We start from the raw sequence: 12,767 nt of genomic DNA, 5'->3' as shown, positions 1-12,767 counted from the left end.
TCCGAGGTTCTCGACAATGCGTGCCTGTGTGACGCGCACTTGCTGGACACATCGTCGCATATGATGCGAATCTGATCCCCGGTCGTCCACATCGGTGGCGACCGGACCCGAATGTACTCCTCGCCCTTGGAGGCCCTGATGTCGTCACGCCGTATCACGCCGGTCATCGCGCTCGGAGCCGTCGCGCTCCTGGCGCTCGCAGGTTGCTCGGGAGGGAACTCGGCGAACACCTCCGAGTCGTCCCAGGGCTCCGACTCCCTCGTCATCGACACCGCGTTCTCGATCGAGACGGCCGACCCGGGTCACACGTACGACCCGACCGGCAACATGATCGCGAAGGCGCTGTACGAGACCCTCGTCGACTTCGAGGGCTCCGACGTCTCCACTCCGGTCCCGGGCCTCGCGTCGTGGGAGCAGAACGACGAGGCGACCGAGTTCACGTTCACGCTCGAGGGCGACCGCGTGTTCTCCGACGGCTCGCCCGTCGAGGCGAAGGACGTCGTGTTCTCGCTGCAGCGCATCCAGGGGATGGAAGACGCCAAGCCGAACTTCCTGCTCGGCGGCCTCACGATCGAGGAGGTCGACGACAAGACCATCCGGTTCACCTCGGAGACCCCGCTGCTGCAGCTCCCCGCGATCCTCGCGAACCCGGCGCTCGGCATCGTCAACGCCGACGTCGTGATGGAGAACGGCGGAAGCACCGACGGCTCCGACAGCGCCCAGGGCTTCCTCGACGGCGAGTCCGCCGGATCCGGCCCGTTCGTGCTGGACACGCTCGACCTCAGCTCGCAGGTCGTGCTCACGCGCAACGACGAGTACAACGGCGACGAGGAGTCGGCCTACAGCCGCGTCGTCGTGCGCAACGTCTCGGAGAGCGCGACCCAGCTCGCCAACCTCAAGGGCGGCGACTCGATGGTCGCGATGGACCTCAACGGCGACCAGGTCGCCGGTCTCGGCGATGACATCAGCGTCGACTCGGTCCCGTCCGGCCAGACCATCTTCCTGCTGCTCAACCAGGGCGAGGCCGGCGGTGACCTCGCGAACGTGAAGATCGCGGAGGCCATCCGCTACGCGCTCGACTACGACGCGCTGCTCGAGCTCGCCGGCGCCGGTGCCGTCCAGGCGACCGGCGTCATCCCGCCCGGGTTCGAGGGCGCCCTCGACAGCGGCGTGAAGCAGGACCTCGACAAGGCGAAGGCCGCGCTGGAGGAGGCCGGGTACACCGGTCAGACCCTCAAGCTCCAGTTCCCGAACGACTACCCGGTCGGCGGCGTGGAGTTCACCCCGCTCGCGGAGCGCATCCAGGCGCAGCTCGAGGACGCCGGCATCGCCGTCGACCTGGCTCCGGCACCGTTCGCGACCGAGCTCGATGCGTACGTCAACGGCACCGAGGGCTTCGGCCTGTGGTTCTGGGGTCCGGACTACGCCGACTCGGCGAACTTCCTCCCCTTCGCCCCGGGTCTGAAGGTCGGCCTCCGCGCCGGCTGGGCGGCCGAGGCCAACCCGGAGATCGCGGGCATCGCCGCCGGTGCGGCCGCCGCGACCGACGCCGAGCAGCGCACCGAGGCCTTCACCGAGTTCGCCGAGGCCATGCAGGCCGAGGGCCCGTTCGTGCCGCTGATCGTCCCCGGTCGCAACATCTCCTCCGCCTCCAGCGTGTCCGGCGCCGTGTACAACTCCGTGTGGGAGATGGACATCGCCGAGATCCAGCCGGCCGGCTGAGCGGATCGCCATGACGACAGTGGCCGTGCAGAGGCAGGCGCAGCGGCGCCGCTCGCCTCTCGTCGGATACCTGCTGCGGCGGGCCGGGACCTCTCTGCTCCTGTTGGTGGGCGTGACGATCGTCACGTTCGCGCTCACCAACCTGGTGCCGGGAGACCCGGTCTCGGCCGCGCTCGGTGAGGGCGCGTCGCAGAACCCCGCGACGCGCGAGGCGTTCATCAAGGCGAACGGACTCGACCAGCCACTGTTCGTGCAGTACTTCATCTATATGGGGAACCTGCTCCGCGGGGACCTCGGCACGTCGCTGGTGACCGGACGCCCGGTCACCAGCGACCTCGCCACCGCCGTGCCCGCGACCATCGAGATCGCGATCGGCGCGATCATCGTCAGCCTCGCGGTCAGCATCGTGCTCGGCACCCTGGCCGCCTACCGCCGCGGCCTCGTCACCGACCAGGTCATCCGCGTCGTCACGCTCGTCGGGCTCAGCGTCCCGACCTTCTGGCTCGCTCTGGTCAGCTTCTACGTGTTCTTCCTGGAGCTGCGGATCGCCCCGGGTTCCGGACGCATCTCGCCGTCGATCACCCCGCCGCCGCGCGTGACCGGGCTCTACACGGTCGACTACCTGCTCAACGGCGACGCGGTGGGCTTCTTCGACGCCCTCGCGCACCTCGCGCTTCCGGTCATGGTGCTCTCGCTCGTGACCATCGGGCTGCTCACCCGCTTCATCCGCACGTCGGTGCTCGAGGTCCTCGGCAGCGACTACGTGCGCGCGGCCCGGGCCAAGGGCCTGCCGGCGATGCGCGTCATCATCGACTATGTGCTCCGGGGCGCCTCGCTGCCGATCCTCACCGTGGTGGGTGTCGCGTTCGGGGCCCTGCTCTCCGGAACCGTGCTCGTCGAGTCGGTGTTCGCCTGGCCGGGACTGGGAACGTACGCCTACAACTCCGCCGCCAACCTCGACCTGCCCGGCATCATGGGCGTCGGTCTCGTGGTCGGCGTCATCTACCTCCTCATCAACTTCATCGTGGACCTGCTCTACGGCGTGCTCGACCCGAGAGTGAGGATCGCATGAGCCGCATCGCCGCAGCGACCCCCGCCGGACGCTTCCGCTTCCGCTGGCCGCGTGCCTGGCGCACTCCGCTCGGCATCATCGGCACCGTCATCGCCGGTGCGTGGATCATCGTCGCCTTCACCGCGCAGTGGTGGGTGCCCTACCCGCCGAACGCGCAGGTGCTGCCGCGCCTGCAGCCGCCGGGCATCGACACGATCCTCGGTACCGACGGCAACGGCCGCGACATCTTCTCCCGGTTGATGACCGGCGCGACGGTGAGTCTGCCGCTCGCGCTCATGCTCGTGATCGCCGCCCTCATCATCGGTACCCTCGTCGGTGCGGTCGCCGGGTACTTCGGGCGCGCCGTCGACGAGACGCTCATGCGCATCACCGACCTCTTCATGGCCTTCCCGACCGTGATCCTCGCCATGGTGGTCGCGGCCTCGCTCGGCCCCTCGCTGTTCAACGCCGTCATCGCCGCGATCGTGGTCTCGTGGCCGCAGTACGCCCGCGTCACCCGCAGCATCGTGCTCGGTCTCCGCGGGCAGAACTATGTGATCGCCGGCCGCCTGCTCGGCCACTCGCCGCTGCGCACGCTCTTCGTCGACATCCTGCCGAACATCGCCGGCCCGGTCCTCGTGCTCGCGACGCTCGACATCGGCGCGGCGATCCTGCTCCTCTCAGGGCTCTCCTTCCTCGGTCTCGGTGCGCAGCCGCCGACGGCGGAGTGGGGGTCGATGATCTCCGGGGCGATGCAGAACTTCGACGCCTGGTGGCTCGGAGTCTTCCCCGGCCTCGCGATCCTCACCGTGGTGCTCGCGTTCAACTTCCTCGGCGACGCGATGCGCGACGTGCTCGACCCGACCGCCGAGATCACACACGAGAAGCAGGCGGAGCACACCGCCTCCGCGACGGGGGTGCCCGCATGACCGCGCAGAGCACGGCGACGCTGAGCATCCGCGACCTCACGATCGACATCGGCCGTCCGCTGGTGAAGGGCGTGTCCCTGGAGCTCGAACCCGGGCGCATCCACGGCCTCGCGGGGGAGTCGGGCTCCGGTAAGACGCTCACCTCCCTGGCGGTGCTCGGCCTCCTGCCGCGACAGGCGAAGACCGGCGGCTCGATCCTGCTCGCGGGGGAGGAGCTCGTCGGTCGCAACCGCCGGGGGCTCAACCGCGTCCGCGGGAAGCGCATCGCGATGGTCTTCCAGGACCCGTCGGCCTCGCTGCACCCGCAGCTGCCGGTCGGCCGTCAGCTCACCGATCACATGCGCGTGCACCTCGGACTCAAGGGCGCCGCTGCGCGCGAGCGGGCGGTCGAGCTGCTCCAGACCGTGCAGGTGCCGAACCCGGCCGAGGCCCTGAAGCGGTATCCCCATCAGTTCTCCGGCGGACAGCGGCAGCGCATCGCGATCGCGTGCGCCCTCGCGTGCGACCCGGAGGTGCTGCTCGCGGACGAGCCGACGACCGCCCTCGACGTGACGGTGCAGGCCGGCATCCTGAAGCTCCTGCGCGACCTCGCGACCGAGCGGAACCTCGCCGTGCTGCTCGTGACCCACGACCTGGGCGTGATGAGCGCGATCGCGGATACGGTCGCCATCATGAAGGACGGCCGCATCGTCGAGCTCGCCGATCGGGAGACGCTCTTCCGCGCTCCGCAGCACGAGTACACCCGCATGCTGCTCGCGGCCCTGCCGGGGTCGCGCATCGACGAGAGCCCCGAGGAGGCTGCGGATGAGTGAGGTCAGCGTCCTCGACGCCCGCGACGTGGTGGTGCGGTACCCGGGCACCCCGCCCGTGATCGCGGTGAACGGCGTCTCGCTGAGCGTGGCGGCGGGGGAGACGGTCGCCCTCGTGGGCGAGTCCGGCAGCGGCAAGTCGAGCCTGGCCCGCGCCGTCGTCGGGATCGAGAAGACCGCCGCCGGGACCGTGTCGTTCCGCGGCGCCCCCGTCGCGCCGCTGGGGATCCGTCGTCGTGACACGGCGCTCACCGGCATCCAGATGGTCTTCCAGGACCCGGCGACCTCGCTGAACCCGCGCCGGCGGATCGGCGACCAGATCTCCGACGGCATCGCGACCGCCCGTGCGCGCGGTGCCGCCGGCTCCACCGTGGAGGAGTGGCTGGAGCGGGTGGGACTGCCCGCCGAGGTGCGCACCCGCTTCCCGCATCAGTTCTCCGGCGGCCAGAAGCAGCGCATCGCGATCGCCCGGGCCCTCGCCGCGCGGCCCTCGCTGCTCGTGGCCGACGAGCCCATCTCCGCCCTCGACGCGTCCACCCAGACGAGTGTCGCGGGACTGATGCGCGATCTCGTGGCCGAGTCCGGCGCGGGGATGCTCTTCATCTCCCACGACCTCGCCGTCGTGCGCCGCATCGCCGACCGCACGTTCGTGATGTTCGGCGGGAGGGTGCTCGAGTCCGGGCCGACCGACGAGCTCTGGGCGGCGCCGCGGCACCCCTACACGCAGGCGCTGCTCGCCGCGATCCCGGAGCCCGACGGCACGGGGCGCATCCCTGAGGCGCCCTCCGCCGACGACCGCGCGGTCTGGGCCGAGGTTCCTCCCGTCGCCTACTGACGCCGAATACGGCGAAGGGCCGGAGCGTGCGCTCCGGCCCTTCCGTGTGTCTCGTCCGATCAGAGCGGCGCGACGATGTCCTGCTTCACGTCCCACTCGGTGATCTCGAGGGCGACGTCGACCGACTGTCCCTGGACGGTCGCGGAGCTGGTCGAGGCGAGGTTGACGTAGTCCTCGGTGACCTCGAACACGACCTCGACCGGCGTGCCCGCCTGCTCGACGGTGCCGCTGACGAGGTAGACCTTCTGGCCGAGGCGCTCGCCCGTGCCGGTCACGGTGAAGTCACCCGTGATGGCCTTCGCCGTCTCGGCGGGGTCCATCGCGGTGACGTCCTTCGCGGTGGTGCTGAGGCCGGCGATGATGGGGTCGCTCGACGACGGGTCGGCGGCCTGCCAGTCGCTCGACGGCGACTTCACCCAGACGTCGTCGCCGATCGCGACGATCGAGCCCATCGGCGAGAGCGACTCCAGCGCCTTCTCGGACGGGTTGAAGCGCGTGGTGGACTCCATGCCCATCACGACGGTCTTGGCGGCGTAGCCGGCGGTGTCGGTCATGGCCTCGGCGATGCAGGCGCCGAGCGCGGAGCCGTCGACGGTGGCACCGTCGGCGAGTTCGGGGCAGTCGCTGGACGGCGCTTCGGCCTCCTGCGATGCGGCACCGCTCGGCTTCGACTCGGCCGGCTTCTCCGAGGCTCCCGCCGAACATCCGGTGAGCATGACGGCGGCGGCCAGCACGACGCCGACCCCCCACTTGTTGACGCGCATGGCGCCCCCCTCCAGGTCCGTGCCGATGACCGTCACCAGGCACGCCCTCCAGCATGCCAAGGTCGGGCGGGAAGTGCGGGAGGCAGCTCCGAGGAAACTCCGCTACACTGTCGAGGTTGTCTGCCTTCCGGCGTCCGCTCGGTCGCCTGGGGCGGGCACGTGCACACACCCTCCTGCTCCCGGGAAAGTCCCGAGAGCCGTTCTAGTCCGAAGGAGGTGGGTAAGTGACGCACCAGTACGAACTCATGGTCATTCTGACCCCCGAGATCGACGAGCGCCAGGTCGCCCCGACGCTCGACAAGTTCCTGAAGGTCATCACCAACGATGGTGGCTCTATCGAGAACGTCGACATCTGGGGCAAGCGCCGTCTCGCCTACGAGATCCAGAAGAAGACCGAGGGCATCTACGCCGTCGTCAACTTCACCGCGACCAGCGCCGCCACGCAGGAGCTCGACCGTCAGCTCAAGCTGAACGAGCAGATCATGCGCACCAAGGTGCTCCGCGCCGAAGAGGCTCAGGCGATGATCGCTTCCGAGGCCAAGCGCTCCGAAGAGAAGGCTGCCCGCAAGGCCGCCAAGGCTGCGAAGGCCTAAGTCTCATGGCCGGCGAAACCGTCATCACCGTGGTGGGCAACCTCACCGCCGACCCCGAGCTGCGCTACACGCAGAACGGGCTGCCGGTGGCGAACTTCACCATCGCATCGACGCCTCGCAACTTCGACCGTGCCGCGAACGAGTGGAAGGACGGCGAAGCGCTGTTCCTCCGCGCCTCGGTGTGGCGTGAGTTCGCCGAGCACGTGGCGGGCTCGCTCACCAAGGGCATGCGCGTGATCGCGCAGGGTCGTCTGCGCCAGCGTTCCTACCAGGACCGTGAGGGCAACCAGCGCACCGCGATCGAGCTGGAGGTCGACGAGATCGGCCCCTCGCTGCGGTACGCGACCGCGCAGGTCACCCGTGCGGCCTCGGGCGGTGGCGGCGGGGGACAGTCCCGTCCCGCGCAGCAGCAGCAGGTGTCGGAGGAGCCGTGGTCCACGCCCGGCTCGTCGACCAGCGCCGATGCCTGGAGCACTCCGGGCAGCTTCGGCGACGACACCCCCTTCTGAAAACACTTCTTCACGGGTGGGTCCCTGAGCTTGTCGAAGGGCCGCACCCCGCTCATCACTAAGGAAAAGCAATGGCTGGAAAGTCGAGCGGCGACCGCCGCAAGCCGCGGAAGGGCGCGAAGAACGCCGCTCCCGCGAAGTCCATCCGGGTCGGCGTCATCGATTACAAGGATGTCGCCACCCTCCGCAAGTTCGTCTCGGAGCGCGGCAAGATCCGCGCCCGTCGCATCACCGGTGTGTCGGTGCAGGAGCAGCGTCTGATCGCCACCGCGATCAAGAACGCGCGCGAGATGGCGCTCCTGCCCTACGCTGGCGCCGGCCGGTAAGGGGTACTGAGATGGCAAAGCTGATTCTCACGAACGAGGTCGCCGGGCTGGGTAGCGCCGGTGACGTGGTCGAGGTCAAGAACGGGTACGCCCGCAACTACCTCATCCCCCAGGGCTTCGCTACGGCGTGGACCCGTGGTGGCGAAAAGCAGGTCGCGTCGATCCAGGCCGCGCGTCAGGCACGCGCGATCCACGACCGCGACGAGGCTGTGGCCCTGAAGAACACCCTCGAGGGCACCAAGGTGCGTCTCGCGGTGAAGGCCGGCAAGGAAGGCCGTCTGTTCGGCTCGGTGAAGACCGCCGACGTCGCAGAGGCCGTCACGGCTGCGGGCCTCGGCTCGATCGACAAGCGCAAGGTGCACATCCCCTCGCCCATCAAGGCGACTGGTGAGCACGAGGCGACCGTGCGTCTGCACGAGGACGTCACTGCCGTCATCACGCTGCAGGTCGTCGCCGCCAAGTAAGGCACCCGACGGGCGCACGCCTGTCGAACGGAACGCCCCCTGTCCTCCGGGACAGGGGGCGTTCTGCATCGGGACGAGGTGAGGATCAGGCGACATTTCTCATACGCCGACGCAACATGCTGTGCTGTTGGCTCGATTCCATGGTGACACCACCCCCCTTCCCGACATCCAGAGCGCCCTGGGGCGATGCCGCGAAGGGGCTGCTGATCGTCCTCGTGGTGTTCTGGCACGTCGTGCTGAAGACCTACCTGCAGGTCGACTGGCGGCTCGGCATCCCCCTCCCCGGAGCCTGGGGTCTCGCGAGCGACCTCATCTGGCCGTTCCTCATGCCGTTGTTCCTGTTCCTGTCCGGGTACTTCGCCTCCGCGGCGCTGGCCCGACCGTGGGCCGTCGTGTTCCGTCCCCGCGTCGTCCGCTTCCTCTACCTGTATCTGCTGTGGAGCCTCATCCACGCCGCCGCGATGCGGGCATTCCCGGACTTCCCGACGTTCGTGCCGCGGAGCGTCTCCGCGTTCGTGGAGGGGGTGACGATCAGCCCGCCGAACACCTGGTACCTCTACGCGCTCGCGCTGTACTTCGTCGTCGCGAAGGGCCTGCACCGACTGCCGCGCGGCGTCCTGCTGGTGGGTGCCGGCATGCTCTCGGTGGCGGTGGCCGCCGGACTGGTCGACGTGGTGAGCAACCGCGGATCGCTCCTCTACAACCTCTTCTTCTTCCTCGGAGGTGCATACCTCGCGCCGCGCATCCGTCGCTTCACCGCTCGACCGCGACCCGCACTCGCCGGGGCCCTGATCCTCGGGTACCTCGCCGCTTACGCCGTCATGCGCGTGACGGGCACGGAGACCGTTCCCGGGGTGTGGCCGACCGTGTCCGTCCTCGGGGTGGCGATGGGAATCGCGGTCGCCCCGATCCTCGCGGGCCTCCCTCTGGTCGGGCGGGGTCTGCAGGCGCTCGGCGTCCGCACCCTGCCGATCTACCTCCTGCACATGCCGCTGCTCGCGCTCGCCGACGCCGCGCTCGTGGGAGTGCTGTCCGACGCGGGGCAGGCGGTGCAGCTGATCGCGGCCCTCCTGCTCCCGATCGTGCTCACGGTGGGTCTCGTCGCCGCGTGCATCGGCCTCGATCGGCTCACCGCTCGCGACGGACTCGCCTGGCTGTGGGATCTGCCTCGTCGGCGGGCCGCGGTCGACGGCGCGCCACGCAGAGTCCCCTGGCGGACCCCGGTCGCGGTGCTGGCACTGCTGGGGGTCGGCCTCGCCGTCACCGCGGCAGCGGCGATCCCCGCTCGGCCTTCCGCGATCATCGACCGCGCCGCCACCAGCGAGGGAGAAGTCAGCATCGGCGCCGTGGGCGACATCCTGCTGTACGACGCGTCGCGCGGAATCCCGGCGGATCGCGGGCGATCGACCTTCGACGAGGTACGCCCCTGGTTCACCGAGGACCTCGTCACCGGCAATCTGGAGCAGGTGATCGCGGCGGACACCGGCGGCGACAAGTGCGGCGGGAGCGACCACTGCCTCGCGTTCCGCAGCGAGCCGGATGCCGCTGCGGCGCTGCGCGGCTTCGACGTGCTCAATCAGGCGAACAACCACAGTCACGACTTCGGCCGGAAGGGCGTCGACGAGACGAGGGCCGTTCTGCGCGCGGAGGGCATGGACGCCGTCGGGGACCGGAACGAGGTCGTCGTGACGAGGGTGGGGGAGACCACCGTGGCCCTGGTCGGCTTCGCGCCCTATGGGGGATTCAACCGGGTCACCGACCTGCGTCACGTCGGTCAGGTCGTGCGTGCGGCGGCGGAGCAGGCCGACCTCGTCGTCGTCCACGCGCACATGGGCGCCGAGGGACCGGAGGCCGACGCGGTCACCGGGGGGACCGAGCTCAGCTTCGGGGAGAACCGGGGAGATCCGCAGGCGTTCGCGCACGCGGCCGTCGACGCCGGGGCTGATCTGGTGGTCGGGCACGGCCCGCACGTCGTCCGGGGTGCGGAGTTCTACCGCGGCCGCCTCATCGCCTACAGCCTGGGCAACTTCGCGGGAGGGGGCGTCTTCGGGGCCGAGGAGGAGACCCGCTTCGGCGCCTACCTGTCGGTCCGTCTCCGTGCCGACGGAACGTTTCTCGGCGGACAGGTCCGCTCGATCCGCTTGGAGGCCGACGGCGGCGCCCCGGCGCCCGATTCGACCGGTCGGGCCGGCGCCCTGATGGACGAGCGCGGCCGGCGGGACTTCCCGGGCAGTGCTGTCGTCGTCGACGCCGACGGGTCGATCGCCCCGCCGTGAGGATAGGCTGCTGGCCATGACGGACGACGTTCGCAACGTGCACGAGGCCCTGTCCACCATCCACGAGCACTGGCAGCCGCACCGGCTGACGAGCGTCAACGACTACGACGTCAAGGTCGTGAAGCTGCAGGGGGAGTTCGTCTGGCACACGCATCCCGAGACCGACGAGCTGTTCTTCGTGGTGAGCGGACGCCTGACGATCCAGCTCCGCGACCGCGACGTCGTCCTGAACCCGAACGACGTGTTCGTGGTGCCCCGGGGCGTCGAGCACTGCCCGAAAGCCGAGGAAGAGGTGCAGGCGATCCTCTTCGAGCCGAAGGGCACGGTCAACACCGGAGACGCAGGCGGCGACATGACAGCGGAGCTCCAGGAGCTCGGCTAAGCCCCCGCATCGCGTCCCGTGCGTCCGCAGAACGGGCGCACGGATGCCCCGCGGTGGGGGGACCACGGGGCATCCGCCGTTTGCGCGGCGGTCACGCTCGGCAGAGGAAGCGCAGCGAGGGCTGCACCGCACGTGCGGACGCTGCCGCGCACCGGCGGGGGCGAGTCTCCTCCCCCGAGGACATCGCCGCCGCCGGGGCTCAGCGCCTACGCCGTGCGACGGCGCAGCAGGCCCGCACCTCCCAGCAGCAGGAGAGCGGCGAGGGCCCACAGCCACGCGGCCGAGGCGCCACCGGTCATCGCGAGGCCGGTGGCCTCACCCGTCGCGGCGGCACCCGCAGCCCAGGGCATGCTGGTCATGCCGGCTCCGGTGCTCGGCGTCGTTCCCGGGTTCACTCCGGGGTCGGTGCCGGGGTTGGTGCCGGGGTCCGTGCCGGGGTTGGTGCCGGGGTCGGTGCCGGGGTCGGTGCCCGGGTCCGTTCCGGGATCAGTGCCCGGATCCGTGCCCGGGTCCGTTCCGGGGTTCGTGCCGGGATCGGTCACCGTGCTTTCGCCGACGACGGAGATCGCGTTCCCGCCGATCGTGATGGGAAGCGTCACGGGGAGCTCCAGCTGAGTCCCGCCGAGGATGCTGTCGTCGCCGCCGGTGGTGCTGCCGCCGGCCGCGGGTGCGGTCGGGGACGTGCCGCCGGTGGTGCCGGTGACGGTGGCGTCGTCGGTGACGGAGATGGCGTTGCCGGTGACGCCGATGGGGGCGGTCACGGGTGCGACCACCTGGGTGCCGCCGAGGGTGCTGTCGTCGCCGCCGGTGGTGCTGCCTCCGGTCGCGGGTGCGGTCGGGGACGTGGTGCCGCCGGTGGTGCCGGTGACGGTGGCGTCGTCGGTGACCGAGATGGCGTTGCCGTCGACGGTGACCGGGGCCGTCACCGGGGCGACGACCTGGGTGCCGCTCGCGGTGCCGTCCTCGCCCGAGGTGCTTGACCCGGTCGCGGGTGCGGTCGGGGCCGCGGTGCCGCCGGAGGTGCCGGAGGCCTCGCTGTCGCCGAGGATCGAGATGGCGTTGCCGCCGACGGTGACCGGGGCCGTCACCGGGGCGACGACCTGGGTGCCGCTCGCGGTGCCGTCCTCGCCCGAGGTGCTCGACCCGGTCGCGGGTGCGGTCGGGGTCGCAGTGCCGCCGGTGGTGCCGGAGGCCTCGCTGTCGCCGAGGACCGAGATGGCGTTGCCGCCGACGGTGACAGGAGCCGTCACGGGTGCCACGGCCTGCGTGCCTCCGAAAATGCTGTCCCCACCGCCGGTGGTGCTCCCGCCGGCCGCGGGTGCGGTCGGGGCCGTGGTGCCGCCGGTGGTGCCGGTGGCCTCGCTGTCGCCGAGGACCGAGATGGCGTTGCCGCCCACCGTGACCGGGGCCGTCACCGGGGCGACGACCTGCGTGCCACTCGCGGTGCCGTCCTCGCCCGAGGTGCTCGACCCGGTCGCCGGGGCAGGCGCCGGTGCTGCGGCGCTCTCCCCCTCGGCGGCCGACTCGGAGTCACCGAGCAGCGAGATGGCGTTGTCGGACACGGTCACCGGGGCGTTGACCGCCACGAGAGCCTGGGTGCCCGAGAGCACACCATCCAGGCCGTCCGTGTCGAGGGAAAGCACCCCGGCCGCGTCAGGGGCCTGGGGAGCCGCGCTCTGGGGAGGAGCGGCGGCCGGGGTGCTGGTCGTGGAGTCTTCGGTGAGACTGATGGCGTTGTCCGTCACCGTGACGGGAAGGTTCACGGTCACCACGGCTTGGGTGCCGGATGCCGTGCCCTCCTCGCCGCTCGTCTGCGGAGCGGGGGCGGGAGCGGGAGCCGGTGCCGGAGCAGGGGCCGGGGCAGGCGCCGTGGATGCCGCATCGCCGAGCACGGAGATCGCGTTGTCGACGACCGTGATCGGGGCGGTGATGGGCGCTACGGCCTGGGTGCCGGAGAGCAAGCCGTCGTCTCCGGATGTCTCGGCCGCATTGGCGGCCGTCGCGCCGAGCAGGGTGATCCCGCCGGCGATGAGCGTGCCCCAGAGGACGCGCTTCGCGTAGGTACGCATGATGGTTCTCCTGACGTGACTGGTCTGTCTGATGGGAT

At 70.6% G+C, this 12,767-nt stretch carries 13 protein-coding genes; 11 read left to right on the top strand and 2 right to left on the bottom strand.

Features of this window, described 5'->3' with window-relative positions; all coding sequences use genetic code 11:
* Positions 1–138 precede the first annotated feature (138 nt).
* From IZR02_RS16485 to IZR02_RS16465, 5 genes are read left to right on the top strand one after another with little or no spacing between them, the layout of a single operon-like run.
* Positions 139–1,722, top strand: coding sequence for an ABC transporter substrate-binding protein (locus IZR02_RS16485; protein ID WP_062765825.1), 1,584 nt, complete (start codon positions 139–141; stop codon positions 1,720–1,722).
* A gap of 10 nt (positions 1,723–1,732) precedes the next feature.
* The gene (locus tag IZR02_RS16480) at positions 1,733–2,794 is read left to right on the top strand and encodes an ABC transporter permease (protein ID WP_025102820.1); all 1,062 of its coding nucleotides are present in this window, start codon (positions 1,733–1,735) and stop codon (positions 2,792–2,794) included.
* Positions 2,791–3,702: an ABC transporter permease gene (locus IZR02_RS16475; protein WP_025102819.1), complete on the top strand. Its 912-nt coding sequence runs from the start codon at positions 2,791–2,793 to the stop codon at positions 3,700–3,702. Before IZR02_RS16480 ends, IZR02_RS16475 begins: the two co-directional genes overlap by 4 nt.
* Positions 3,699–4,514: an ABC transporter ATP-binding protein gene (locus tag IZR02_RS16470; RefSeq protein WP_025102818.1), complete on the top strand. Its 816-nt coding sequence runs from the start codon at positions 3,699–3,701 to the stop codon at positions 4,512–4,514. Before IZR02_RS16475 ends, IZR02_RS16470 begins: the two co-directional genes overlap by 4 nt.
* Positions 4,507–5,346, top strand: a complete 840-nt coding sequence (locus IZR02_RS16465) for an ABC transporter ATP-binding protein (RefSeq protein ID WP_025102817.1) — start codon at positions 4,507–4,509, stop codon at positions 5,344–5,346. Before IZR02_RS16470 ends, IZR02_RS16465 begins: the two co-directional genes overlap by 8 nt.
* A gap of 59 nt (positions 5,347–5,405) precedes the next feature.
* Here the strand turns inward: IZR02_RS16465 and IZR02_RS16460 are convergent, their stop codons facing one another.
* A complete protein-coding gene (locus tag IZR02_RS16460; protein ID WP_051582178.1) occupies positions 5,406–6,110 on the bottom strand; it encodes a hypothetical protein in 705 nt (234 codons plus the stop codon).
* Positions 6,111–6,334: 224 nt separating this feature from the next.
* On the opposite strand from IZR02_RS16460, the gene rpsF reads away from it, so the two are divergent.
* From rpsF to IZR02_RS16430, 6 genes are all read left to right on the top strand, one after another.
* Positions 6,335–6,703, top strand: a complete 369-nt coding sequence (rpsF, locus tag IZR02_RS16455) for a 30S ribosomal protein S6 (RefSeq protein WP_021201450.1) — start codon at positions 6,335–6,337, stop codon at positions 6,701–6,703.
* A gap of 5 nt (positions 6,704–6,708) precedes the next feature.
* Entirely contained in the window at positions 6,709–7,212 is a 504-nt protein-coding gene (locus tag IZR02_RS16450) for a single-stranded DNA-binding protein (RefSeq protein WP_025102815.1), read from the top strand.
* Between the two features lie 71 nt (positions 7,213–7,283).
* Positions 7,284–7,538, top strand: coding sequence for a 30S ribosomal protein S18 (gene rpsR, locus IZR02_RS16445; RefSeq protein ID WP_017203799.1), 255 nt, complete (start codon positions 7,284–7,286; stop codon positions 7,536–7,538).
* A gap of 11 nt (positions 7,539–7,549) precedes the next feature.
* Entirely contained in the window at positions 7,550–8,002 is a 453-nt protein-coding gene (gene rplI / locus IZR02_RS16440) for a 50S ribosomal protein L9 (RefSeq protein WP_025102814.1), read from the top strand.
* Positions 8,003–8,142: 140 nt separating this feature from the next.
* A complete protein-coding gene (locus IZR02_RS16435; RefSeq protein ID WP_217316533.1) occupies positions 8,143–10,278 on the top strand; it encodes a CapA family protein in 2,136 nt (711 codons plus the stop codon).
* A 16-nt stretch (positions 10,279–10,294) separates the two neighbouring features.
* Positions 10,295–10,660, top strand: a complete 366-nt coding sequence (locus IZR02_RS16430) for a cupin domain-containing protein (RefSeq protein ID WP_062637798.1) — start codon at positions 10,295–10,297, stop codon at positions 10,658–10,660.
* Between the two features lie 206 nt (positions 10,661–10,866).
* Here the strand turns inward: IZR02_RS16430 and IZR02_RS16425 are convergent, their stop codons facing one another.
* A complete protein-coding gene (locus tag IZR02_RS16425) occupies positions 10,867–12,729 on the bottom strand; it encodes a beta strand repeat-containing protein (RefSeq protein WP_025102812.1) in 1,863 nt (620 codons plus the stop codon).
* Positions 12,730–12,767 lie beyond the last annotated feature (38 nt).

This window comes from Microbacterium paraoxydans, from assembly GCF_019056515.1.
Classification (GTDB): Bacteria; Actinomycetota; Actinomycetes; order Actinomycetales; family Microbacteriaceae; genus Microbacterium.
Note: the sequence above shows the minus strand (reverse complement) of the source record. Positions and strands in the feature narration are given on the sequence as shown.

Coding starts and splice junctions, on each gene's coding strand:
- IZR02_RS16485 (WP_062765825.1), top strand. CDS start 139: ATGTCGTCACGCCGTATCACGCCGGTCATCGCGCTCGGAGCCGTCGCG.
- IZR02_RS16480 (WP_025102820.1), top strand. CDS start 1,733: ATGACGACAGTGGCCGTGCAGAGGCAGGCGCAGCGGCGCCGCTCGCCT.
- IZR02_RS16475 (WP_025102819.1), top strand. CDS start 2,791: ATGAGCCGCATCGCCGCAGCGACCCCCGCCGGACGCTTCCGCTTCCGC.
- IZR02_RS16470 (WP_025102818.1), top strand. CDS start 3,699: ATGACCGCGCAGAGCACGGCGACGCTGAGCATCCGCGACCTCACGATC.
- IZR02_RS16465 (WP_025102817.1), top strand. CDS start 4,507: ATGAGTGAGGTCAGCGTCCTCGACGCCCGCGACGTGGTGGTGCGGTAC.
- IZR02_RS16460 (WP_051582178.1), bottom strand. CDS start 6,110: ATGCGCGTCAACAAGTGGGGGGTCGGCGTCGTGCTGGCCGCCGCCGTC.
- IZR02_RS16450 (WP_025102815.1), top strand. CDS start 6,709: ATGGCCGGCGAAACCGTCATCACCGTGGTGGGCAACCTCACCGCCGAC.
- rpsR (WP_017203799.1), top strand. CDS start 7,284: ATGGCTGGAAAGTCGAGCGGCGACCGCCGCAAGCCGCGGAAGGGCGCG.
- rplI (WP_025102814.1), top strand. CDS start 7,550: ATGGCAAAGCTGATTCTCACGAACGAGGTCGCCGGGCTGGGTAGCGCC.
- IZR02_RS16435 (WP_217316533.1), top strand. CDS start 8,143: ATGGTGACACCACCCCCCTTCCCGACATCCAGAGCGCCCTGGGGCGAT.
- IZR02_RS16430 (WP_062637798.1), top strand. CDS start 10,295: ATGACGGACGACGTTCGCAACGTGCACGAGGCCCTGTCCACCATCCAC.
- IZR02_RS16425 (WP_025102812.1), bottom strand. CDS start 12,729: ATGCGTACCTACGCGAAGCGCGTCCTCTGGGGCACGCTCATCGCCGGC.